This is a genomic window from Bradyrhizobium sp. SZCCHNR1098, from assembly GCF_032489375.1.
Lineage (GTDB): Bacteria > Pseudomonadota > Alphaproteobacteria > Rhizobiales > Xanthobacteraceae > Bradyrhizobium.
This window is the reverse complement of record NZ_JAUEXY010000001.1, coordinates 776,233-800,074: the sequence shown is the minus strand read 5'-3', so window position 1 is coordinate 800,074 and position 23,842 is coordinate 776,233. Positions and strand designations below refer to the sequence as shown.

Sequence of the window (23,842 nt, the reverse complement as noted above, 5' to 3'; positions counted from 1 at the left end):
CTCATCCATGTCGACCGCGGTGCGCCGGGTGCGCCGCGGTCGCTGACGTTTTGGTTCGTGCGGGCGTCGGAGGACAACATTGAGCGAAGCAGCTTTCAGCGAACTGCGACGGGTCTTCAGCGCGCTGCTGGCGTCCGGGCGGGCCTCGCAGAACCTGGCGAACATGCTCGCCGACCGCGCCTTCGATCTGTTCGAAGCCAACATCCATGCCCAGACGGCGCATCTGCCCGCCCTCGCCTGCGCCAAAGGCTGCCCCTCCTGTTGCGCGCTGCGCGTGACGGCGACGGCACCGGAGATCTTCCTGCTCGCGCGCTACGCCCGGCAGATCGATCAGCGCATGCCGGCAACCGCGCTCGGCTCGCTGTCACGACGGATCAAGCTCGCCAACCGCGCGACGCGCGGCTTGGGCGAGACCGAGCGAATGAAGCTGCGCCAGCCTTGCCCATTCGTCGTGCGCGGCGGCTGCATCATCCATCCCGCGCGTCCGCTCGCCTGCCGCGGCCATGCCTCGTTCGACCGGCGCGCCTGCGCGCAGGCCATGGCCGGCCGCGAGGTGGACGTGCCGGTCTCGGCGCCACACGTCGCTCTGCGCGCCCTGGTGCAGGATTCGCTCAGGGAAGCGCTCGACAGCGCAGGACTCGCCGCTGGCCTCTATGAGCTCAATCAGGGTCTCGTTCTGGCGCTCGACGACCCCGAGCGCGAGCGCGCCTGGCGCGACGGACAAGACAGCCTCGCGCCGGCGCGGATCGAGGCGTCGACGACGGCAGCGCAGACGGACGCGGTGCTCTGGAGCCGGGCTTCGGCTGGTGGCGCTTCGATCCGGGACGAATTCTAGCGGCAGATCCCGATCGCCAAGCGCCTATGGCTTGAGGATCGAGGCCCCGGTCGTGGCGCGGCTTTCGAGATCGGCGTGCGCCCGGCCCGCATCCTTCAGCGCATAGGCGTGATTGATCTGCACGTGCAGCTTGCCGCTGATCACCGCCGAGAACAGCGTGTCGGCGCCCTCCAGCAACTCGGACCGTTTGCCGATGTAGTCGTTGAGCTTCGGCCGGGTCGCGAACAAAGAGCCATGGCTGTTGAGCTCCGCGATCGAGAATGGCGGCACCGGACCCGAGGCATTGCCGAAGCTGACGAACAGACCGCGCGGCTTCAAGCAGGACAACGAGCCGGGGAAGGTCGACTTGCCGACCCCGTCATAGACCACGTCGCACAATTCACCGCGGCTGATCTGCTTGACCCGTGCGACGAAGTCCTCCTCGTTGTAGAGGATGACGTGGTCGCAGCCATTGGCCAGGGCGAGATCGGCCTTCGCCTTGGAGCCGACGGTGCCGATGACGTGCGCGCCGAGCGCGCGCGCCCACTGGCAGGCCAGCAGGCCGATGCCGCCGGCGGCAGCGTGGATCAGCACGCGATGGTGCGGCTCGACCTTGAACGTCTTGTGCAGCAGATACCAGACCGTCAGTCCCTTGAGCATCAGCACCGCGCCCTGCTCATAGGTGATGTGGTCGGGCAGCTTGACCAGGCGCTGCCAAGCGATATTGCGCTCGGTCGCGTAGCCGCCCAGATTTTCGTAGTAGGCGACGCGGTCGCCGGGATGAAAATTCGTGACGCCCGGCCCTACGGCGATCACCTCGCCTGCCGCCTCGTTGCCGGTGATGAACGGCAGGCCGGGCGCCTTGTACAGTCCGGTGCGGTAGTACACGTCGATGAAGTTCAGGCCGATCGCGTGCTGGCGGATGCGGACCTCGCCGGGGCCGGGCGCGGCGACGTCGACCGGCTCATAGACGAGCACCTCGGGGCCTCCCACCTTGTGCACGCGCACCGCCTTGGTCATCCCGCCATCTCCCTTCGGACTCTCCATCGCCGCGTCCGAGAATCCGGCGAAAGAACTTCCGACAGTTACCTGATTCTCATCGGACATCCGGCTCCGTTGAAGGAGCCGGACTCCGGCCGCGCATCGGGCGCTGCCGGCGGCAAAAGCGAAGTCGATCGCGACGGCCTTGTCAACTCGGCACCTGTCAGGCGTTACGCTTCCTGCGGTTGCGCGAGGCCATCACGTTGAAGGCTTCGACCGCCAGCGCAAAGACAATCGCGAAGTAGATGTAGCCGCGCGGGATGTGGAACTTGAAGCCGTCGGCGACCAGCGCGACGCCGATCAGGAGCAGGAAAGCGAGCGCCAGCATCTTGGTGGTCGGATGGTTCGCCACGAAGCGAGCGACCGGTCCGGAGGACACGTACATGATGACCATGGCGATGATGACGGCGGCGATCATGATCTCGAGATCCTGGGCCATGCCGATCGCCGTGATGATCGAGTCCAGCGAGAACACGAGATCGATGACGATGATCTGCACGATCACCCAGAAGAACTTGTTGGTGCCGCCGCCCTGCGACCCGCCGTCCTCACGCGCCTCGACCTCGGCATGGATCTCATGCGTGGCCTTGGCGATCAGGAACAAGCCGCCGGCGATCAGGATGATGTCGCGCCAGGAGAAGCCGACGCCGCCGATCGTGAGCACCGGCTGCGTCAGCCCGATCAGCCAGACCAGCACGCTGAGCAGCACGATGCGGAAGATCAAGGCCAGCGCCAGCCCGACCTGCCGGGCGCGTGTCGCCTGCGGCTGCGGGATGCGCGAGGTGATCACCGACAGGAAGATGACGTTGTCGATGCCGAGAACGATCTCGAGGGCGGTCAGGGTGAGCAGCGCCGCCCACGCTTCGGGACTGGTCAGAAGGTCGATCATGCTTTCAAGGATCTCAACAGGCGGATCGCGGAGTCGCTCGCGACGATGTAGAGGGCGATCGCGCACAACAGCGTCGTCACGATCGGGTCCACGGCGAAGTTGTTTCCCAGCACATCGATGACCAGGACGCCCCAGAGCGCGACCAGCGGCAGCGTCAGCCAGCGCAGCCGTTCGACGCGCACCGGGTGGATGACATGGAATGGGACGAAGGTCAGCGCGATCAGGACCGCGAGCCCCAAGGTCGCCAACGATGGCGAGGGATGCAGCAGGAACAGGTAGAATGCCGCGATGTTCCAGAGTCCCGGAAAGCCGCGAAAATGATTGTCGTCGCTCTTCATGCGGCGATCGGCGAAATACAGCGCGCCGGTGACGGCGATGCCGACGCCGATGACCGGCGCCGCGAGCGGCAGCAGCATCCCGCTGGCGGTGATGGCGTAGGCCGGCACGAACACATAGGTCGTGAAATCCACTACCAGATCGAGCACTTCGCCCGACCAGTCCGGCTGCACATGGACGACGTCGAGCCGACGCGCCAGCGGCCCGTCGATGCCGTCGATGACGAGCGCGACGCCGAGCCACCAGAACATCGCAGTCCAATGCTCGCGCACGGCCTCCAGCAGCGCGAGCAGCGCGACGCCCGCACCGAGCGCGGTGAAGACGTGCACCGAGAACGCCGCGGCGCGATGGGCGGGCGTTGCGGCCACCCTGCTCTCTGGTCTCAACTGATCCATGCGGCGCCAGTGCTATCAGGAATCGGAGCCAATTGCATATCCGCCGTTGCGGCGATGCGCCGCGCAGGCTCACGCAATACTCTTGAAAAAGCCCCGCAGGAACGTCAAATGTTCCCGCATGAGCAACACAGACGCCAGCTTTGATGTCATCGTCGTCGGCGGCGGGCCCGCCGGGCTCGCCGCCGCCGTTGCCTTGTCGCAGACCGGGGCGCGGACGGCGCTCGTGGCCCGCAAGGCCCCGTATGCAGACAACCGCACCACCGCCCTGCTCGGCGGCTCCGTCGATTTCCTCGACGAGATCGGCGTCTGGTCATCGTGCCGTGACCGCGCCGCCGGCCTGAGGGCGATGCGGCTGGTCGACGATACCGGCCGGCTGATCCGGGCCCCGGAGGTGCGTTTCGTCGCCGACGAGATCGGTCTCGACGTGTTCGGCTACAACGTCGCCAATGCCGTCCTGGTCGAGGCGCTGGAACAACGCGCCGGCGAGATCGACGGCCTGATGCGGATCGCCGAGGATGCGGAAAGCGTCCGCAGCGATGCCGATGCGGTGACCGTCACCAGCGCATCGGGCCGCGTGCTGACGGCGCGGCTCGTGATCGGCGCCGACGGCCGGCATTCGCTGTGCCGCGAGGCCGCCGGCATCGGCGTGAGCCGGCGCACGCTGCAGCAGTCGGCGCTGACCTTCAACATCACCCATGCACGGCCGCATCACAACGTGTCGACGGAATTCCACACGCCGCAGGGACCTTGCGTGTTCGTGCCGCTGCCGGGCGATCGCTCCAGCGTCGTCTGGGTCGCAGCCCCGAAGGAGGCCGACCGGCTGTTCGCGCTCGACGACGATGCCCTGTCGGCAGCGGCCGAGCGGCAGTCGCATTCGATCTTCGGCCGCGTTCGCGTCGAGCCGGGCCGCCATGTGTTTCCGCTCGCGATCGAGCGGCCCCTGCGCTACGCGCAAAACCGCATCGTCCTGGTCGGCGAGGCCGCGCATGTGGTGCCGCCGATCGGTGCCCAGGGACTGAACCTCGGCCTGCGCGACGGCATCGACATCGCCGATGTCGTGCGCAAGGCCAATGCGGCCGGCGAGGATATCGGTGCGCCGCAGGTGCTCGCGCGCTATGGTGCGGCGCGCCGCGCCGACATCCTGAGCCGCACCTTCGCCATCGATGTCGCCAACCGCTCGCTGCTCAGCGATCTCCTGCCGATGCAGTCGCTGCGCGCCGTCGGCATGCACCTGATCGGCGGCATCGGTCCGCTGCGGCGGCTCGCGATGCGCGAGGGCCTGGCGCCGTCATGGAGGGCCACGCGCAGGGCCGGCTGAGGACGATCAGGGAAACACCAGCCGGCCACTCTGGATCAGCCACATCACGCTGGTCAGGGTGATCACCGAGGCGAAGGTACCGATCAGCACCGCCGACGAGGCCGGCTCGATCCAGCTGTCATTCTGGCGCGCGATCACGAACACGTTGAGCGCCGGCGGCAGCGCCGCCATCAGCACCGCAGTCGCGGCCCAGGGCTGCGCGAACGGCCCGAACAGCAGCATCAGCCCGAACGACAGCAGCGGGTGGACGACGAGCTTCACCACGGTCAGGACCGGCACCTCCCAGGGCAGCCGCTCGAACGGGCGCAGCGCCACGGTCACGCCGAGCGCGAACAGCGCCGTCGGCGCAGCGGCGTTCTGCAGGAACTGCAGGGTGCGATCGAGCACCGTCGGCGGATGCAGCTGAAATGCGGCCGCCAGGATGCCGGCTGCCGTCGCCATGATCAGCGGGTTCTGCAGGATCTGGCGCAGCACCGTGCGCAGCGCATGCACCACCGAGGCGTGATCCCGCTCGGTCAGCTCGACGAGCAGCGGCACGATCGAGAACAGGAAGATGCTGTCGCAGCAGAAGATCAGCGCGGTCGGCGCCGCCGCCTTGGTCCCGAGCACGGCCAGCGCCAGCCCAGGCCCCATATAGCCGATGTTGCCGTAGCCGCCCGCGAGCCCGGCCATGGTCGCCTCGCGCAGCGACAGCCGCCCGATGGCCTTGCCGAGCACGAGCGCCAAGGCGAAGGTGAGCATGGTGGCGAGCGTCGTTGCAACCAGGAAGGGAGGGTTGCTCAGCTCCGTGAACGGCGTGCGCGCGATGAGGTTGAACATCAAGGCGGGCAGCGAGACGTAGAGCAGGAAGAAGTTCATCCAGGCGAGCCCGGCTTCGGGCAGCCTCCTCCACTTACCGCAGGCGAAGCCTATGAAAACGACGCCGAAATAAGGCAGGGCCAGATTGAGAATGTCGAACATGGGCTCGGAAGATGACCCCCTGAGGGGGCCTGGGAAGGGCCTGGAATGCGGGGGCGTCGCGGCTTGACGCGAATCGGATTGGTCTAGATCAAATCCGCCCGCGGGGCACTAGCATCGCTCCCCATCCTGGTCTATTCGACTGGGATGATCAAAGCGCGAACTGCCAAGTTTCAGATCGGCCAGATCGTCCGGCATCGGGTGTTCTCGTTCCGGGGCGTGATTTTTGACATCGATCCGGAGTTCAACAACACCGAGGAATGGTGGTTGTCGATTCCCGAGGAGGTCCGTCCGCACAAGGACCAGCCATTCTATCACCTGCTGGCCGAGAACGCGGAATCCGAATACGTCGCCTATGTCTCCGAGCAGAACCTGGTTCCCGACGAGTCCGGCGAGCCGATCCGCCATTCCCAGGTTGCGGAGATCTTCATCAAGGACAAGTCGGGCGGCTATCGTCCGCGCAATCCGCTGATGAACTGACCTGTCGACCGGAGGGTTTCAACCCAGCGCCGTCGGCGCAGGCTTGATCTCTGGTCCCGGCGCGCAGGTTCCCCTCACATCCGTTCGCAGAACGAAAAAGGCGCTCCGAATGGAGCGCCCTTGATTTTGCGGAATGGACCCGACCGGCGTTACTGCTTCGCCTGCGGCTGGCCTGGCTGGGTCTGCTCGAGCTTCTTGCGCTGCTCCTCGGCGCGCTTCTGCAGCTCTTCCTGCAGCTTCTTCTGGGTCTCCTCGAACTGCTTCGGGTCGGTCGGCGGGCCATCATAGGCCTTGGCGAAGCTGCTGTTGCCTTCCTGCAGCGGCAGCGGCAGCGTCAGCGCGGTGCCGTTCGAGTTGATCGCCTGGACAAACAGGGTCTGGCCCTTCTTCAGGTTGTTCACGAACTCAGGCGTGGCTTCGTAGTCCGACATGCAGCCGTTCTGGAAGCAGATGACGTATTTGCCTTCCATGAACTGGTTGTTGTCGATGACGATGCGGGTTCCGGGCTGGAGCTGCATGCCGAGCGGCAGCGTCACGCGCAGGATCTTCTTCGGCTCGCCTTCAGGCTCGATGATGACGGCTGCAACCACAGGCTGACCGGATTCGATGCGGCCGTCCTTGCCGATGAAGCAGACCTGCTTGGCGTTGGCATCCTGCCCCTTCAGGCAGAACTTGGTCCACGGCGCGTAGATCAGCTGCGGCATCTCCTGCTGAGCCTGGGCCTGAGGCTGGCCGCCGGCGGGAGGAGTTGCAGGGGCCTGAGCGGCCGGAGCGGGAGCCTTGGGAGCGGCAGCCGGAGCCTTCGCCTTCGGCGCTTGAGCCTGCGCAACCGAAGGAGCGAAGGAAACGGCCAGCGCGGTGACCGCGAGCAGCGCGACGAGCCGCCCACGCGGCCCAACCGACGAGGCCAAGTCACGGAAATTCATTGCGGAAAACCCTTTCTGAACGGCAGCGCCCGAGACCGCCAAAGGCGCCACACCAAGCCGTTGAAGCGGCTGTCTCCTCAGGAAATGAGGCGGTTAAGTGACAGGCGTTGCCGCCCTCACTCAATCGCCCGCCTTCTTAACGCGGTGCGCGGAAGAATCAATGCCGCGAGACCATGTCGAAGCCGCGGTCTAGCGCTGGCGAGCCTGTGGTAAAAGCCCCTTGTGACCTGTTCCGAATCAAATGCTTGCGCCCCGATCCTGATGCTGCAGCGCATGTTCAGCGCGGCCGCGAGATGGGCCGCCGTGATTCTGGCATTGTTGCCCGCGGTCTACACTCCCACGGCGAACGCGGCAGAAACTGCGGCGATCGCCATGCATGGTCACCCAGCCTTGCCCGCCGACTTCGACCACATGGCGTACGCGAATCCCGACGCGCCCAAGGGCGGTCGTCTGGTCTGGGGACTGCTCGGCACCTTCGATAGCCTGAACCCGTTCATCGTCCGCGGCATCGCGGTGCAGCAAATCCGCAGCTATGTGGTCGAGAGCCTGCTCACTCGCGGCAATGACGAGCCGTTCACGCTGTATGGCCTGCTGGCGAAAACCGTCGAGACCGACGAGAACAGAACCTATGTCACCTTCCGGCTCGACCCGCGTGCCCGCTTCTCCGACGGCAGCCCGGTGCTTGCCGAGGACGTCGCGTTCTCCTTTGCGCTGCTGCGCGATCACGGCCGCCCCAACCACCGGCAGTTCTACGGCAAGGTCGCCAGGGCCGACGTGCTCGACCCGCTGACCATCCGGTTCGATTTCGGCGGCGCCGAGGACCGCGAGCTGCCGCTGATCCTCGGCCTGATGCCCATTCTGGCGAAGCGCGCGACGGACGTGGCGAGCTTCGAGGACACGACGATGACCGCGCCGCTCGGGTCAGGCCCGTATCGTGTCACGGCGGTACAGCCGGGATCCAGCGTCACCCTCACCCGCAATCCGGACTATTGGGGACGCGACCTGCCGGTCAACCGCGGATTGTGGAACTTCGACGAGATCAGGCTCGATTACTACCGCGAGTCCAATGGACAGTTCGAAGCCTTCAAACGCGGGCTGTACGACTTCCGCGTCGAGACCGAGCCGCTGCGCTGGCACGACGGGTACGATTTCCCGGCCGCGCGCAATGGCGAGGTCATCCGCGACAGCTTCACCTCGGGGATGCCGCAGCCCTCGCAGTTCCTGGTGTTCAACACGCGGCGGCCGGTGTTCGCCGACGTGAAGGTGCGCCGTGCGCTGACGCTGCTGTTCGATTTCGAATGGATCAACCGCAACTACTTCTTCGGGCTGTACCGCCGCAGCGGTGGCTATTTCGCCGGATCCGAGCTTTCGGCCTATGGACGTCCAGCCGATGCGGCCGAACTCGAGCTGTTGAAGCCGTACGCCGCGCAGATCCCCGCCGACATCCTGGACGGCAGCTACCGCCTGCCGATCACCAACGGGTCCGGCCGCGACCGCGCAACGCTGAAGGCGGCGCTCGATCTGCTGAACGAGGCTGGCTATGGCTTCGACGGGACGGTCTTGCGGCATCGGACGACGCGGGCCCCCCTCGCCTTCGAGATCCTGGTCACGACGCGCGATCAGGAGCGTCTTGCACTGGCTTACGCCGGCAGTCTCAAGCGGGCCGGCATCAATGCTTCGATCAGGGTCGTCGATCCCGTGCAGTTCGACCAGCGCCGCCTGAGCTTCGAGTTCGACATGATCCAGAACCGCTGGGACCAGTCGCTGTCTCCCGGCAACGAGCAGGCGTTCTATTGGGGCAGCGAGGCCGCCGACCGCACCGGAACCCGCAACTACATGGGCGCCAAGGATCCTGCGATCGACGCCATGATCGCGGCGCTGTTGCGCGCCCGCGACAGGCCGGAATTTATCTCGACGGTTCGCGCATTGGACCGTACCCTGATGGCGGGGTTCTACGCTATTCCAGTGCTCAATGCCGCCGAGGAATGGATTGCTCGGTGGAATCGTATAGAACGGCCAAAGAGGACGGCTTTGACGGGAGCGCTCCCGGAGAGCTGGTGGCAGCGGCCGGAGCCGGCACGGAAGTGACCAATCGGGGCAATTGGTCGTGGCCGGGTCCGTGAAAGTACGGGGCAACAGGTGAATCAGGCCAATACGTCGCCGACGCTCGACGCGTTGTTTCAACGCATCCTGGCGCGCAAGCCGGATGCGGTCGCGCTGGTCGATCCGATCAACAAGCAGCGCGTCGCCGGGCGGCCGCCGATGCGCCTGACCTATGCCGAAGCCGATCGCGTGATCTCTGCGCTGGCGGCGCATTTCATTGACGCCGGCCTGCCCGCTCATTCGGTGATCGCGGTCCAACTGCCCAACACCATCGAGTTCGTGCTGACGGTGCTGGCCGCGCATCGCGCCGGCCTCGTGGTCGCCGTGTTCCCGCTGCTGTGGCGTCAGTCGGAGCTCGTGGCGGCGCTGAACCGCACCAGCGCGCGCGCCATCGTCACGATGTCGAAGATCGACGGCGTGATCCACTCCGATCTCGCGATGAACGCGGCGGCGGAGGCGTTCTCGATCCGCCACGTCTGCGGCTTCGGCACCGACCTGCCGGAGGGGATGTATTCGCTGGACCAGTCGATCGCAAAACCCTCGCGCTCGACGCGCGGGCTCATGCCGGACGGCCGCAAGGCCGCGATCGTCTCGTTCGACGTGACCGCCGACGGCTTCCGCGCCGTCCCGCGCACCCATTTGAGCCTGATCGCCGGCGGGCTCGCCGTCTCGCTCGAGAGCGATCTGCCGCAGGGCGTGAACATGATGTCGGCCTTCCTGCCGTCGTCATTCGCCGGTCTCGCCGCTTCGGTCGTGACATGGCTGTTGTCCGGCGGCACCCTTGCGCTACATCACCCGTTCGACGCCGATGCGCTGGAACAGCAGCTCGCGGAGCTGGCCTGCGATACGCTGATCGCCCCGGCCCAACTCGCCTTGCGTCTCGACGAGGGCGACCTCGCCGCGCGGCTGCCGAACCTGCGCTATGTGCTCGGCCTGTGGCGCGCGCCCGAGCAGGTCGCGTCGAGCGCATCGTGGAAGACGCGCGACATCGAGCTCACCGATGTCTATCTGTTCGGCGAAGCCGGCCTGTTCGCGGTGCGCCGCACCGCGGCCGACGGCAGCCCGGGCCCGGTCAAACCGGGACGCCAGGGCGCCCCGCGCGAACAGCCGGGCTCGTCGATCGCCGGCGAGATCCTGGTGACGCCGAAGGGCACGCTCGGACTGCGTGGGCCCATGGTCGTGCTCGCCGCCTACGCGCCACCGCCGCCGCCAAGCGACTCGCTGCTGCCGGCAGCGCCGCGCGACTACGTCGACACCGAATACGCCGTGCGCCTCGACCGCGCCCAGGACACGATCTCCATTACGGCGCCGCCGGCAGGCGTGATGGCCGTGGGCGGCTACCGCTTCCTCGCGCAGGATCTGCACGAATGGTCACGGCGGCTCGGCCAAGGCGCGCTGCTCACCGCTCTGCCCGACCGTCTCAGCGGTCACCGCCTCGCGGGCCGCGCGATGGACAATGCGCGCGCGCGGGAAGCGCTCGCCGAACTCGGACTCAATCCGCTGATGGTCGAGGCCTTCCGCGATCGCGCCAGCTCGGGCGGCTGATATTGCCGCGTTGGCCAGGTCGTCGATCCGGTGCGCCCGCGAGAAGGGCGCGCGCTCTGACAGGGGAACCGGTGCGTTCGGAACAGTGTTGACGCCGCGTTAACGGGAGCGACCTAGGATCGCACGTTGTCATCAGCGTATCCTGAGTTCCCTGGATGTCCCAACAAGGCCCGCTTCTCATCGTCTCTCCTTCCACGCGGCCTTCGCTGACGGCTGCCCTCGCGGCGGCGCAGATTCTCCCCTCCGTCGAAACGCGCTGGACCGATGCGCTGAGCGCGATGTCCAAGGTGCAGCCGGCCGCAGTGGTGGCCGTGATGGAGGGCGCTGATGCGGCCGAGCTTGCGGCGCTCTCGCGTCATATCGGCGCGCGAAAGCCCTACGTGCCGCTGATCGCAATCACGCCGGGTGACGCAACCCTGCCCGATCACGCTCTTCCCCTGCAGGACAGCGACAACCACGAACGGCTACTGGCGCGACTGCGCGCCGCCCTGCGTGTCCGCACTCTGCACACCACCGTGTTGCGCCGTCTCGACGAGAAGAAGACGCCCGACGCCGCGCTGCCGGAAACAGATCCGCTCGATGATGCGACCGTGCTACTGCTCGGCCGCGGCACCTCTCTGCCCGGCCTCTCGGTTGCGCTCGGCGAGCGCATGGCCGTGGTCGGCGCGCTGAGCATCGAAGCCGCCGCGAAGCATCTGTCGAGCCGCGACATCGACGGCATCGTGCTCGGCGAAGGGTTTTCGCCGCGCGTGGTCGATGCGTTCCTCGCGGTGCTCGCCGAGGACACCCGCTTCCGCAACCTCGCCGTGGTCGTCACCGCCAACCAGCCGGCACCGCTGCAGGAACTCGCCAATCTCGAGATCATCGCCGGCGCACCCGCGCACATCGCGGCCAGCGCCCTCCCCTTGATCCGCCAGCACGCCTTCGAGGCCCGCCTCAACCGCACGCTGCGCGCCATCGAAGCCGGCGGCATGCTCGATCCGCAGACCGGCCTGCTCACCCGCAACGCGTTCGCCCGCGACTTCGCCAGCGCCGTCAGCCAGACCCAGAAGAACGGCGGCAGCCTTGCCGTCGCCCGCTTCGCGTTCGATCCGGTCAATCCGCGCGCGCAGTATGACGGCGCCCGCATCATCAGCCGCCTGATGCGGCGGATGGATTTCGGCACCCACGAGGACAACGGCTCGGTCGTCGTCGTGTTCGCCGAGACCGATCTGCGCTCGGCTCACGCCATCGCGCGCCGCCTCTCCAGCGTGATGCGCCACACCTCCCACGGCAAGCGCGATACGCGCACGGAGCCTTCGGTCACCGTCGCCGCGCTGCAGGCCGGCGATACCGCCCGAAGCCTGCTGGCCCGCGTCTACGGCGAGGCGCAACGCGCGGCTTCATAGAACGATGTTGCCTGCGTCACGGTCGTCATTGCGAGTGACCTGCCACCGAAGTTTCATCCAGGAGCATTTAGAGTCCTGTTGAATTTTACGCCGAGTGGCGCGGATGCAGCAACGGGCGATTGGCGGAGCTGGTCGGGGTTGCGCAGCCGATCGCCCGTTGCGGTGAGGTTGGCGGCATAGGCCGCAAATTCTTAGGGGCAGGTCACTACATCAAAGCATATAATGTCAGATCTGAGCCCTTCGTCTGGACCAAGAAACGTCTGGACGAAGAAAAAGGCCCGGCAACGCCGCTTCAAAGACCGCCGTATCACCGAGCTATGATTCCGGGTACCAGGTCCGCTTGCGCACGCCAGTTGAAACGGTCTCGTGTGCACGCACATGGGTGCAGGTCGTGATAACGAGCGCAAGCCGGCTGCACTGCCAGTCAGCGCCGAGCGCGGCGCTAGTGGGTGACGTCAGGTTGACCGACAATAATGCCGCTACGCAGGCAAACATCACACACGCCGCGATCAGCACCGCTCCCTTGTGGGTCCTTGGGTGGGAAATCATGGCCTTGGCTCCTCTGTACGATGGCCGGAAGAATAAAGGGCAGGCTCCACGGTCCTTGTGATCTAATTCACGACCTGACCCACAGTTTTCGCTGGTGGCCCGAAGGCGTGCTCATTGCTGGCACTGGACCAGCGCCGCAGCCGGACTCGCGCACCGGAGCAAACAGCATCCTTATTCGGCCACCTCGTCGGCCCGAGGCGGGCGACGTGGGCGGAATGTCAACGCCGAGCGCCTTGGCTGGCTTGAGATTGACGACCAGCTCAGACCTGGTTGTCTGCTCGACGGGCTTCGCGTCCGGCTGCTGCCTCGGCTTGATCTTGATCAAGTTCAGCAGCGTCGCCGCCACGATCATCACCAGGACGCCACCAACACTGAGCGCGATCTGCATCGTCAGCCCCTCCGAGATGCCGAGCAGCGCCAGGCGGCTGGCGAACGTCAGCAGAACGCCGAGGCAGTAGATTGGCAGCGAATTCTGGCCACAGAGAATGGCGCCGCGCATCACCGCCGTCGTCAGCCCTCGCCAATTGCGAGGCACTAACCATACCACCAAAACCGCAAGGGCCAAGAAATGCAGCAGTCGCAATGGATCGAGATTCGATTTGTCCATCGGGTAAAGCAGCGTCAGCAACGCCTGCGGGACCAGCGCTTCCAGCGGTTTGATGCTCCAGCTCAATGCGATGATGAGGCTGAACACCAGATAGAGAGCGGCAGCCACAAGCGCGGTGCCTGAGGTCACCCATGGCCGGGCTCTCTTGTCTTCGATCATCCACCACACGCCAAGCACGACCAGCAGCTGCCACGCCAGCGGATTGAAGGCCCAGTGGCCGTTCGGCCATGCCGGGATGCTCCAGCCGAAGACGTGCACCAGTGCGTAAAGCAACAGCGACGCGCCGAGCGTTGCGTTCGGCGCTCGCAGCAGCAGCCACAGCAGCGGCGCGAACAAAAGGTGATAAAGCACGAAGAGCGGCAAGACGTCGGTGTTGACGGGGCAGTATTGCAGGATCGCCGCGTGCGCGAGCGTCACGCCCGGCTGTTCCAACAGAATGCGCGTATTGCTCTCGTCGGCAAGATGGCCGCCGCCTGCGAGGTGAACCATGATGGCGCAGGCGAGCGTGAGCAGCAGAAATGCGACATAAATATCCCAGCTTCGCCACAGCGTCCGGCCGATCACGCCGGTCCAGCCCCCGCAGCGCCATGCCTTGCCGTAGGCCAACGTGCAGGTTACGCCCGACACGAACATGAACACTTCCGCGGCATCGCTGAAGCCGTAGTTCCGCAGCGTCAGCCAGCTCCCGATGTTGTTGGGGACATGATCAAGAAAGATGCACCAGAGCGCGATGCCGCGGCAGGCATCAATGCGCAAATCGCGGCCGTAGCCTTTCAGCTCCGGCAACGCGCCTACCGATCGCTTCAGGTCGGCAGTTCGATCATGCATCTGATTGCCCCGTCCGGCGTACGAGCACGCTTCAAGAGGGACCGAATTTGACAAAAAGTCACCGCCGCGCTGCCGGATCGTGACAACGCCGCAATCTAGATCTGCTTCACGCCGACCCCGCCACGAACGCTATTACGATAACGATCATATGGCGGCGCTTGGTAGAACCTGCTGGCGCGTGAGTTTGACGATCATCGTTCAAACGGCACAGCGCGTAAATCAGCCGGAGGTCCACAGAGAGAGGTTCCTAGGTCCTATGATCAAGGTACCGTACAGATCTCGGCATCAATCACCTTTGCCTACAGGCGAAGGAGACTCTGAGTCCCACGACTTTCGTGGTCCGTACTCACGCTCCTACCGCGAGGTGTGAGCTGCTGCCGGTTTGATGGACACCGAGATTGGGTGTTTCATGAAGCCGGAGGTGGGCGATGAAGAGACGGAAGTTCAGTCGCGAGTTCAAGGTCGAGGCGGTCAAGCTGGTCAGGGAGCGCGGGGTATCGGTGGCGCAAGCCGGCCGCGATCTGGACGTTCATGAGAACGTGCTGCGCAAGTGGGTCAAGGAGTTCGGCTCCGACCCGGTACGGGCCTTTCCCGGCCATGGCCAGATGAAGCCTGAGCAGCAGGAGATCGAGCGGTTGCGCCGTGAGGTCGCCAAATTGAAGGCCGAGCGGGATATTCTAAAAAAGGCCGCAGCCTTCTTCGCGAAGGAAGCGACATGAAGTTCGTCTTCATCGCGAAGCACCGGGCGATCTGGCCGGTGGCATGGCTATGCAATGCGCTGGGGGTGTCGCGGTCGGGCTTTCATGCCTGGCTGAACCGCTCTCCCAGCGCCAGATCCCGCAGCGACGAAGAGCTCGGCGGCAAGGTCAAGGCCAGCTTCATGGCTAGCGACCGCACCTACGGCGCGCGCCGGGTGTGGCGTGATCTGCTCGCCGACGGGGTGGACTGCGGCCTCCACCAGATCGAACGGCTGATGCGCCTGCAGGGCTTGCGGGCGCGGCCGCGACGCCGGTGTTTACCGAAGGACAGTGGCGATCGGCAACTCGAGACAGTGCCGGCGAACCTGCTGGACCGGCAGTTCGCCGCCGAGCGGCCGAACCAGAAGTGGATCGCCGACTTTACGTATCTCTGGACGGCCGAGGGCTGGCTCTACGTTGCAGCAGTGATCGACCTGTTCTCGCGCCGGGTGGTGGGCTGGTCGATGAGCGCCGCCATGACGGCTCAGCTGGTGACCGATGCGTTGCTGATGGCAGTCTGGCGACGGGGCAAACCGGATGCGCTGTTGCACCACTCCGACCAGGGGAGCCAGTACACCAGCGAGCAGTTCCAGCGCCTGATGGCCGACCACGGCATCGTCTGCAGCATGAGCCGTTCCGGCAATGTCTGGGACAATGCGGCGATGGAGAGCTTCTTCTCGTCGCTCAAGACCGAACGGACGGAGAGCAAAACCTACAGGACCAGAGACGAGGCGCGAGCCGATGTGTTCGACTACATCGAGAGATTTTACAACACGACCCGCAGGCACTCGACCATCGGCTACGTCAGCCCGGTTGAGTTCGAGCGCAAGGTGGGATTAGCTTGACCGGGTGTCCATCAAACCGGCAGCAGCTCAAACCCCTCCCCGCAAGGGGGAGGGGAGCCCACCGCTTCTGCCGCGCCTACGCGCCTCAAACCCCGAACTCCCCAAACACGACCGCCCTCGCCTTCCACCAATGCGAGCACGAAGCTCGATAGAGCCTCGACCGCGATCCACGCCCCGCGCTTCAAACCTTCCGTCATCCCAAGCTTTCGCGGTCTCGCGGCGCCCGAGTTGTGTGCCGTTCTCACCGCCCTCCTCTGAGGGCGCAGGGAAGGCCGGGCGCTGGCCGCGCCCGTGGCCCGCGGCAGTCACCACAGGTCTGGCCGAAACACCCGGCCCTCCCTGCGCGATGGCTTTACGATTTATACGCGATCTCCCTGGGGACCGGCTGTCTTGCCCCATCACCCGCAGGCAGCTCATCAGCAACGCCCACAAGCTTGACCTCAGCACCGGGAGGCCAGGACCACGCGACTTCACCGTGCGCCGGGGATCGTTCGTCGGCACGGCCAACCATGCTGCGACCCCACAGCGCCCATCGCATCCCACACCCGACGTCCGTCGCGACCGCGAAGCGCCCCCTCGTTGGGGCGGGACGGCGCGCAGTAAAGCACGTTTTTCGGAAAAACAAAATATAATTTCGATAAACAGAAATCATATTCCTTTCAGGCGTTCGAACGGTCACCGCCAAGGCTTGCGTTCCCGATCGAGACCCTGTCGAACGCTCCTGTTTCGGATCGGCGATCTGCCATGAGCGGCTTCGCGCAAGTCACCTGCGATGCCCATGCGGCGCAGAGCTCGGTCCCAATTCCGATCACCACGCTCGGCGGGGTGGTGTCGACCAGTTGCCAGAACGTGCTGAGCGGCGATCGGCTTCTGGTCGACATGACGACCGGCGTTTCGCAAGTCGAAGTCGATAGCGGTACGGTGAAGGCATCGGTCAAACCCGTCCTCAGTGGCATGTTGCGGAGCGACATCGGCTCCGCCGGGCACCGCGCCAAAGCCGAAGAAATGATGCCAAAAGTCGTGCGGATCGTGACGTCGCACCCGCTTTTGGTACCTTGAGTTGCATCAAAGATGGTCAGCAATTTTCGTGGCAGGCTAGCATTGACGGCGTATCCGTCATCAATGGTCCTTCAACGTGAGGAGTTCACTATGGCTAGAAGCATTGCTGTTGGTCTTGTTATTCTCGCCGTCTCTACATCTGCGGCCTTGGCCGGACATCGTACTCATCATGCAAAAGGTACTCATGCAAAAGCCAGTGCGGCTCAGCAGGTCGGGGCGAGCAAAAGTGATCGCGACCAATATGGAAATATGCAGGTCAATCCCGGAACTCCGGGCCTGAGCGGCAGCAACGCTGACCTACATGCAAAAACGCATCGCGATTCCGGCTACAGGCCGAAGAGTGACTACAATGCAGACGGGACCATGCGGGTTGATAGCGGAACTCCGGGCGCAAGCGGCAGCAACGCTGCCCTACATCGTAGAACGCACCGCGATTCCGGCTACAATCCCAAGAGTGACTACAACGCGGACGGGACCCTGCGGGTGCATCATTAGTCGTTTCTTGCGACCACGTGATGAGCCCGGAGCGTTCCGCGCACCGGGCTTTCACGTCCACGAAAACTAGCTGTCCTTGCATTGACCGACAGCGATTGCGGCGACGCTGCTCGACTGCACAAAACCATCATCTCGGCCGTTGTGCAACGGCGGGCCCATGAGTCTGGCCGGTCGCGCTGGCGGCACCGTACGCGCAGACGCCATGTAGGAGCTAGTCGCGGAGATACTGTTCCTGCTGTCGCCCGAGGCGTCGAACCTGACCGGCGCGTTCTACGCGACGGACGGCGGATGGACGGCCTATTGAACTTCGAGCAAAGAGACGAGATCATGATGCGATCCCGCGGACTCGCATCATGATCTCAGGGTCTCGGAAGAGCCGCGGACCTAGCGGCACTCCTTGTCTGACGGTTGTTCACAGGAGCGATGTCGCAATTGGCCGTCATTGCGAAGGGCGAAGCGACGACGCAATCCAGAGTCGCGAGCTCGACTCTGGATTGCTTCGCTGCGCTCTCAATGACGGATGGGAAGAGCGTGCTTAGGCCACTCAGGCCACTGCGCTTGGCTTGCCGCGCGTAACGTAGCGGCCGTCGCCCTTGGCGCCGACCAGCTGGCCGTCGCGCACGACGAATTTTCCGCGCAGCATCGTCGCGACCGGCCAGCCGGTGATCTCGATGCCTTCATAGGGCGTGTAGTCGGAGCCGTGGTGCAGGCCGGACTGGCTGATCTTGGCCGTCTTGGTCGGGTCCCACAGCGCGACGTCGGCATCGTAGCCGATCGCGATGGAGCCCTTAGCCCTCAGCCCATACGTCTTGGCGTGGTTGGTGGCGGTGAAGGCGACGAACTGGTTCAGGGTGATGCGGCCCTTGTTGACGCCTTCGGAGAACAGGATCGGCAGCCGCGTCTCGACGCCGGGGATGCCGTTCGGCACCCAGCGAAAGCTGGTGCGGCCCTTCGGCGTCAGCTTGCCGGCCTCGTCGTCATAGCGGAACGGGCAGTGATCCGACGAGAACAGCGAGAACACGCCCTGCTGCAGGCCCTCCCAGCACGCCTCCTGGCTGGCCTTGTCACGCGGCGGCGGCGAGCAGACATATCTGGCGCCTTCCATGTTGAGGCCCTGCATGTCCTCTTCGGACAGCACCAGATATTGCGGGCAGGTCTCGCCGTGGATCTTCAGGCCGCGCGCCTGCGCGCGGCGGATCTCCTCCATCGCCTCGCGGTTGGAGACGTGGACGATGACGATCGGCACGTCGATCAGCTCGGCCAGCGAGATCGCGCGATGGGTCGCCTCGCGCTCGACCGGAATCGGCCGCGACTTGCCGTGATAATACGGCGCGATGTTGCCGGCGCGCTCCAGGCGGTCGGTGAGGAAGCGGATGGCGTCGTAGTTTTCGGCGTGAATCTGCACCAAGGCCCCGCGTTCGCGCGCGACCTGCAGCACGCCCAAAATCTCGTAGTCGCTGAGCGCGAGGCCCTCATAGGTCATGAAGATCTTCAGCGACGAATAACCGTCGGCGACCAGCGCCGGCAACTCCTGGCCGAGCACGGCGTCGGAGGGGTCGGCGATGATGAGGTGGAAGGAGTGGTCGACGTAGCAAGCGTTGTCGGCGAGGGCATGATAGTCCTTCAGCGCTGATCGCAGCGGCTGGCCCTTCTCCTGCAGGCAGTAGGGCATGACGAACGTGTTGCCGCCGAAGGCGGCGGCGCGCGTCGCACTCTCGAAATCGTCGGCCATGACGATGCCGGGGCCGGATGGCTGGCTGATATGGACATGGCTGTCGATGCCGCCCGGCAGCACCAGCAGGCCCGTGGCATCGACGATCTCGTCGGCATCGGTGATGGCCTCGCCGATCGCGACGATGCGGCCGCTCTTGATGGCGACATCGGCCTTGAACGTATCGCTCGCGGTGGCGACGGTGCCGTTGCGGATGACGGTGTCGAATGCAGCCATGTGACGTCCTTCTCAGGCGAAGTTCTTGAACAGCGAGCCCCAGCCGGTCACGGCGGCCGGATCGACGCCGGCGACCTTCAGGCTCTTCCATACCACGGTGGCGATGGTGTCGAGAATTGGAATGCCCGTCTCCTGCTCCATCCTGTCGACCAGCGGCGCGGCGCGCAGGTTGGTGCAGACGACGGCGATCGCATCGGGCTTCTCGGCCGCGACCTCGCGGATCATGCGCTCGAGCTGCGCCTCGGTGACCTCGGCGAAGGAGAAATTGTCCTGCAGGCCGAGATGGCGGTCGCCGCCGCAACCGATGCCGAGCGTCTCGTAGTTGGCGATGATCCGCGCCTGCACGTCGTCGCGATAGGGTGTGACATAGCCGAGCCGCTTCACGCCGGATCTCGTCAGAATCTCGTTCAGCGCCAGCATCGAGGTGGTCGCGGGAATGCCGGTCGCCGCGGTGATCTGCTCGCACAGTCTGACGTCGGCCTCGAAGCCGAGCCAGCCGGACGAGGTGCCGTTCCAGCCGATGACGTCGACCCTGGCATGCGCGAGCAATTCTGCCGCGCGCAGGATGTTCGATGTGTCGAACTGCGCCAGCGCGTCGGTCGACAACGCGATCTCGGTGACCTTGAAGCGCGAGAAATGCGCTGACACGTTCGGCAGCCCGGCGACCATGGCCGAGGTGATCGGCTCCAGGGCGGTGTTCGACGACGGCGTCAGCATGCCGAGGAGAGTGCGTTTGGTCATTGGTGGCTTGCCTCTCTCGGCGCGGGCAGTTGGAGGTGGTCGGCGGGAAGACCTCTCCCGCTTGCGGGGGAGGTCGGATCGCATCGCAGATGCGATCCGGGTGGGGGAACTCTCTCCTCACGGGCAGCGTGCCGTGGAGCGCCCCCACCCCAGCCCTCCCCCGCAAGCGGGAGAGGGGGCGCACTACGCATATCGAGCTGTCCCGGCTTCAACACGCATCGTTTGTGCGGGAGCAATCGGGCCATCCTCACACCCGCTCCCCCTGCTCCGCCCGCTCGCCGCGCAGCAGCGCCAGGATGTGGCGCTTCAGCGCGTTGAACTGCGGCGAGGTAATATCCCGTGGCCGCGGCAGATCGATCGGGATGATCTCGACGATGCGGCCGGGACGCGCGCTCATGACGGCGACATGGGTGCCGAGCGTCAGCGCCTCGTCGATGCCGTGGGTGACGAACACGATCGTACCCTGGTGCTGCTGCCAGATCCTGACAAGCTCGGTCTGCATGTCCATGCGGGTCTGCTCGTCGAGCGCGCCGAACGGCTCGTCCATCAGAATCACTTGAGGATTCATCAGCAGCGCCCGCGCGATGCCGACGCGCTGGTTCATGCCGCCCGACAGCTCCGACGGATAGTGGTTCTCGAAGCCGGTGAGCCCGACCATGTCGATATAGACCTGCGCCCGCGCGCGGCGCTCGGCCTTCTGGCCGCCGCCTAGCAGCAGATGAAAGGCGACGTTCTCCCACACCGGCAGCCACGGCATCAGATTGGCGTGCTGGAAGACGACGCCGCGATCGGCGCCGGGCGCCGTCACCGTCTCGCCGTCGACGGCGATGCGGCCCGCGCTCGGCTGCTCGAATCCGGCGATCATGTTGAGAAGGGTCGACTTGCCGCAGCCGGACGGGCCGAGCAGGCAGACGAACTCGTTGCGCGCGATGCTGAGGCTGATGTCGGCGAGCGCCGTCACCTCGGCGTTGCGCTTCCTGTCGGTGAAGATCTTGGAGACGCTGGCGATCTCGATCGCGACCATGCTCATTCCCCGCCGCCCAAGGTGGTGTTGCGCTGCCAGTGCAGCACGCGCGCCATCACGAAGCGAATGGCGAGATCGCTGCAGAAGCCGAGCAGGCCGATGCTCGCCATCGCCGCCAGCACCAGATCGTAACGCAGGAAGTAGTAGGAATCCCACAGCACGTAGCCGAGCCCGCTCTTCACCGCGACCATCTCGGCCGTCACGGTGAGCATCCAGGCCGAGCCGATGCCGATGCGAAGCCCGGCAAAGATGCTCGGCATCGCCGCGGGCACGACGATGTAGCGCAACAGCTTGCGCTCGCTGCCGCCGACCATGGCGCCGGCGCGAATGAGATTGCGGTCGCAGGTCTTCACGCCGTGGATGGTGTTGAGCAGGATCGGGAAGAAGGCGCCGAGAAACACCAGGAAGATCGCCGGCTTGTTGGCGATGCCGAACCAGATGATTGCGAGCGGGATCCACGACACCGGCGGGATCGGCCTGAGCATCTGCAAGGTCGGCTCGATCACGATCTCGGTCTTGCGCGACCAGCCGATCGCGACCCCGAGGCCGACGCCGAGCAAAGTGGCGATGGCAAAGCCCGCCGCGACGCGCGACAGGCTCGCCAGCATGTCGGCGAGCCAATGCGCGCTGTAGGTCTGGGTGTTGCCGTCGGTGCCGACCAGCCAGTCCGCCCACGCCCACAGCACCGTCGACGGCGCCGGCAGCAGCGCCGCCGGCAGCGCGCCGGAGCGCGAGAACGCCTCCCAGCCAGCGAGCACCAGCACGGGCACGATGGTGCGGTCGAGCTTCCTGAGCTGGGCGAGCGCGGCCATCTCAGTAGCCGAGCTCGCTCTTCGGCTTGCCGGTCGCCGCTTCCAGGAAGCGGTAGTCGAGGTTCTTCTCGACCGCCGCCGAGACGTCCGAGTTGATGTATTTGAGGTCGCGCATCATCGTGGCGATGGCGAGCGCGGAAGCGCGGTACATCTTCGGATCGGGATCGAGATTCTCGACCGCGCCGGTGGCGATCGCCTTGTCCAGGCCGGTGATCTTGGAGATCACCTCGATCAGCGCCGGCTTGTCGGCCGCGATGTGCGCGTCGACCTTCACGACCGCGCGCACCACGCCCTCCAGCGCCTTCGGGTTGGATGCGATGACGTCGGAGCGGGTCAGGATCAGATTGGTCAGCTTGCCGGCGGCCTGGTCATAGGGGAAGCCGAAGAACTTCGCCGCCTTGGCCTGCATGATCTGGGTCGCGAACGGCTCGACGGTGCAGATCAGTTCGACCTCGCCACGGCGCAGCGCCTGCAGATGATCCGACGGGTTCGGGATGTTGATGAACTGCACGTCCTTATTGATGTCGATGCCCTGCTTGGCGAAGGCACCGCGCATGTGGATGTCCTGCGCATTGCCGCGCGAGGCGGCGACGCGGAATGGCTTGCCGTCGGTCTTGTATTTGGCGATCAGCGCCTTCAGCGCGGCCCAGTCGCCCGGCGCGATCTCAAGATCGTTGCCGAGCAGGATCGCCGAGCCGCCATTGACCTGGCCGGAGATGGCGACGACATCGAAGCCTTTGTCGAGCGCGATGGCGTAGTGCAGATAGGTCACCTGGGCGACGTCGATGTTCTTCGACACCAAAGCGGTCAGCGCATCGGTGCCGGTGTTGAAGCTGACGGCGTCGATCGCGACGCCCTCCGCGAATTGCGGCGTCAGCGACATCGGCGTGCAATGCGCGCATTTGGCGTAGCCGAGTTTGATCTTGGCGGCGTCGTCGGCGAAGCTGAGCGAGGGCAGCGCGAGCGCGAGCAGGGCGAGAATGGGCAGCACGAAACGTTTCACATCCATCTCCAGGGCAGGTCGATCCACGGGATTGTCACGGCTTGTCCTCTCATCAGCAAACGACATGCCAACTGGATGCGATATGCAATGTTGATTTTATACAACAAAATCAATATGAAATAGCATATCAAACTTGGAGAACCTGCCTGATCCGCGGGCGCATCGCCCGAATTTCAGGCATCTCGCAGCGGAGCAGCCGCGCCCGACATGACCCCACCGGCACCCCGGCCCAGACTGAAGACGCGCTTCAAGCCGGCGCGGCTGAAGCTGTCGTCCGACCACTCCAAGCGGCCGCTCGATCGGCTGTCGCTGCACGATCAGCTCGTCGCCAGGCTGCGCGAGATGATCGTGGACGGCGAGCTCGCCGCCGGCGCTGCCTTGCCCGAGCGCATGCTGTGCGAGACCTTCGGCGTCTCGCGCACGCCGCTGCGCGAGGCCTTCAAGATCCTCGCCGCCGAGGGCCTGATCGAGCTGCGGCCGCATCGCACGCCCGTGGTGACGCCGATCGACGCCCGCGAGATCGCCGAGATCTTCGACGTGATGGTGTCGCTCGATGCCGCCGCAGGCCGCGCTGCGGCCGCGCGTGCAACGGCGGACGACCTCGCCAGGCTCGACGCCATGCATGCCGAGCTGGTGGCGCTGCATCGCGCCGCCGAGCGCGCCGCCTATTTCCGGCTCAACCAGCAAATCCATGCCGAGATCACCAAGCTCGCCGGCAACGCCGTGCTGCTCAACATGTGGAGCACCCTGCACGCGAGCGTGTTTCGCGCGCGGGCGGTCGCCAATTACGACGCGCGGCGCTGGGACGAGTCGATCGGCGAGCACGAAGCGTTCATGGCGCTGCTGCGGGCGCGGGACGCATCCGGCTTCGCGCAGGCGCTCTCCGAGCACACCCGCAAGACGGGGGATTCCGTGCTGCAGATGCTGGACCAGGCCAGGCTGGATCCGGCGAAAGGCGGATAGACTTTGTTCACGTCGAACCGGGCATGCTGGCATCGCGAC

21 protein-coding genes and 1 pseudogene are annotated in these 23,842 nt (G+C 65.4%); 10 read left to right on the top strand and 12 right to left on the bottom strand.

Going from position 1 to position 23,842, the window contains the following annotated elements; translation table 11 throughout:
• The first annotated feature begins 79 nt into the window (after nt 1–79).
• Complete coding sequence (locus QX135_RS03670; protein ID WP_316233951.1) at nt 80–835, top strand: hypothetical protein; 756 nt, start codon at nt 80–82, stop codon at nt 833–835.
• A 24-nt stretch (nt 836–859) separates the two neighbouring features.
• Here QX135_RS03670 and QX135_RS03665 read toward each other — a convergent pair whose 3' ends face one another.
• The 3 genes from QX135_RS03665 to pcsA all read right to left on the bottom strand — a co-directional run bounded on the left by QX135_RS03665 (nt 860) and on the right by pcsA (nt 3,475).
• Nucleotides 860–1,834 carry a quinone oxidoreductase gene (locus QX135_RS03665; protein ID WP_315772107.1) on the bottom strand — a complete coding sequence of 325 codons (975 nt, stop codon included), beginning with the start codon at nt 1,832–1,834 and terminating at the stop codon, nt 860–862.
• A 184-nt stretch (nt 1,835–2,018) separates the two neighbouring features.
• Nucleotides 2,019–2,744, bottom strand: a complete 726-nt coding sequence (locus tag QX135_RS03660; protein ID WP_315737916.1) for a TerC family protein — start codon at nt 2,742–2,744, stop codon at nt 2,019–2,021.
• On the bottom strand, nt 2,741–3,475 hold the full coding sequence (gene pcsA / locus QX135_RS03655) for a phosphatidylcholine synthase (RefSeq protein ID WP_315772111.1): 735 nt from the start codon (nt 3,473–3,475) through the stop codon (nt 2,741–2,743). Before pcsA ends, QX135_RS03660 begins: the two co-directional genes overlap by 4 nt.
• Nucleotides 3,476–3,593: 118 nt before the next feature.
• Here pcsA and QX135_RS03650 point away from each other — a divergent pair, with 118 nt between their 5' ends.
• Nucleotides 3,594–4,793, top strand: a complete 1,200-nt coding sequence (locus QX135_RS03650) for a UbiH/UbiF family hydroxylase (protein ID WP_316178308.1) — start codon at nt 3,594–3,596, stop codon at nt 4,791–4,793.
• Nucleotides 4,794–4,799: 6 nt separating this feature from the next.
• Here QX135_RS03650 and QX135_RS03645 read toward each other — a convergent pair whose 3' ends face one another.
• Nucleotides 4,800–5,753, bottom strand: coding sequence for an AEC family transporter (locus QX135_RS03645; protein ID WP_316233950.1), 954 nt, complete (start codon nt 5,751–5,753; stop codon nt 4,800–4,802).
• 144 nt (nt 5,754–5,897) lie between these two features.
• Between QX135_RS03645 and hspQ the strand changes: the two genes are divergently transcribed.
• The gene (gene hspQ / locus QX135_RS03640; protein WP_315711998.1) at nt 5,898–6,230 is read left to right on the top strand and encodes a heat shock protein HspQ; all 333 of its coding nucleotides are present in this window, start codon (nt 5,898–5,900) and stop codon (nt 6,228–6,230) included.
• A 149-nt stretch (nt 6,231–6,379) separates the two neighbouring features.
• On the opposite strand, the gene QX135_RS03635 is transcribed toward hspQ, so the two are convergent.
• Complete coding sequence (locus tag QX135_RS03635) at nt 6,380–7,156, bottom strand: invasion associated locus B family protein (RefSeq protein WP_315757443.1); 777 nt, start codon at nt 7,154–7,156, stop codon at nt 6,380–6,382.
• A gap of 261 nt (nt 7,157–7,417) precedes the next feature.
• Between QX135_RS03635 and QX135_RS03630 the strand changes: the two genes are divergently transcribed.
• From QX135_RS03630 to QX135_RS03620, 3 genes are all read left to right on the top strand, one after another.
• On the top strand, nt 7,418–9,244 hold the full coding sequence (locus tag QX135_RS03630; protein WP_316233949.1) for an extracellular solute-binding protein: 1,827 nt from the start codon (nt 7,418–7,420) through the stop codon (nt 9,242–9,244).
• Nucleotides 9,245–9,295: 51 nt separating this feature from the next.
• Complete coding sequence (locus tag QX135_RS03625) at nt 9,296–10,804, top strand: class I adenylate-forming enzyme family protein (RefSeq protein ID WP_316233948.1); 1,509 nt, start codon at nt 9,296–9,298, stop codon at nt 10,802–10,804.
• 155 nt (nt 10,805–10,959) lie between these two features.
• Nucleotides 10,960–12,192, top strand: a complete 1,233-nt coding sequence (locus QX135_RS03620) for a GGDEF domain-containing protein (protein WP_315797391.1) — start codon at nt 10,960–10,962, stop codon at nt 12,190–12,192.
• A gap of 53 nt (nt 12,193–12,245) precedes the next feature.
• Here QX135_RS03620 and QX135_RS03615 read toward each other — a convergent pair.
• Nucleotides 12,246–12,377, bottom strand: a pseudogene (locus tag QX135_RS03615) (IS3 family transposase); the annotation flags it as partial.
• A gap of 431 nt (nt 12,378–12,808) precedes the next feature.
• Complete coding sequence (gene opgC, locus QX135_RS03610; protein WP_316233947.1) at nt 12,809–14,176, bottom strand: OpgC domain-containing protein; 1,368 nt, start codon at nt 14,174–14,176, stop codon at nt 12,809–12,811.
• 428 nt (nt 14,177–14,604) lie between these two features.
• On the opposite strand from opgC, the gene QX135_RS03605 reads away from it, so the two are divergent.
• The 3 genes from QX135_RS03605 to QX135_RS03595 all read left to right on the top strand — a co-directional run bounded on the left by QX135_RS03605 (nt 14,605) and on the right by QX135_RS03595 (nt 17,312).
• A protein-coding gene (locus QX135_RS03605) for an IS3 family transposase (RefSeq protein ID WP_315797622.1) occupies nt 14,605–15,758 on the top strand; the annotation gives its coding sequence in 2 pieces (ribosomal slippage) (nt 14,605–14,854 and nt 14,854–15,758; 1,155 coding nt in all).
• A gap of 744 nt (nt 15,759–16,502) precedes the next feature.
• A complete protein-coding gene (locus QX135_RS03600) occupies nt 16,503–16,817 on the top strand; it encodes a hypothetical protein (protein ID WP_316163628.1) in 315 nt (104 codons plus the stop codon).
• A 12-nt stretch (nt 16,818–16,829) separates the two neighbouring features.
• A complete protein-coding gene (locus tag QX135_RS03595; protein ID WP_316182284.1) occupies nt 16,830–17,312 on the top strand; it encodes a hypothetical protein in 483 nt (160 codons plus the stop codon).
• A gap of 544 nt (nt 17,313–17,856) precedes the next feature.
• On the opposite strand, the gene hydA is transcribed toward QX135_RS03595, so the two are convergent.
• The 5 genes from hydA to QX135_RS03570 all read right to left on the bottom strand — a co-directional run bounded on the left by hydA (nt 17,857) and on the right by QX135_RS03570 (nt 22,846).
• Nucleotides 17,857–19,260 carry a dihydropyrimidinase gene (gene hydA, locus QX135_RS03590; RefSeq protein WP_316182282.1) on the bottom strand — a complete coding sequence of 468 codons (1,404 nt, stop codon included), beginning with the start codon at nt 19,258–19,260 and terminating at the stop codon, nt 17,857–17,859.
• Between the two features lie 12 nt (nt 19,261–19,272).
• Nucleotides 19,273–20,001, bottom strand: coding sequence for an aspartate/glutamate racemase family protein (locus tag QX135_RS03585; RefSeq protein ID WP_316182281.1), 729 nt, complete (start codon nt 19,999–20,001; stop codon nt 19,273–19,275).
• Nucleotides 20,002–20,248: 247 nt separating this feature from the next.
• Nucleotides 20,249–21,025, bottom strand: a complete 777-nt coding sequence (locus QX135_RS03580) for an ABC transporter ATP-binding protein (protein WP_315771904.1) — start codon at nt 21,023–21,025, stop codon at nt 20,249–20,251.
• 2 nt (nt 21,026–21,027) lie between these two features.
• On the bottom strand, nt 21,028–21,837 hold the full coding sequence (locus QX135_RS03575) for an ABC transporter permease (RefSeq protein ID WP_315734084.1): 810 nt from the start codon (nt 21,835–21,837) through the stop codon (nt 21,028–21,030).
• A 1-nt stretch (nt 21,838) separates the two neighbouring features.
• Nucleotides 21,839–22,846: an ABC transporter substrate-binding protein gene (locus QX135_RS03570; protein ID WP_316182293.1), complete on the bottom strand. Its 1,008-nt coding sequence runs from the start codon at nt 22,844–22,846 to the stop codon at nt 21,839–21,841.
• 201 nt (nt 22,847–23,047) lie between these two features.
• On the opposite strand from QX135_RS03570, the gene QX135_RS03565 reads away from it, so the two are divergent.
• Nucleotides 23,048–23,803, top strand: coding sequence for a GntR family transcriptional regulator (locus QX135_RS03565; protein ID WP_315734086.1), 756 nt, complete (start codon nt 23,048–23,050; stop codon nt 23,801–23,803).
• Nucleotides 23,804–23,842 lie beyond the last annotated feature (39 nt).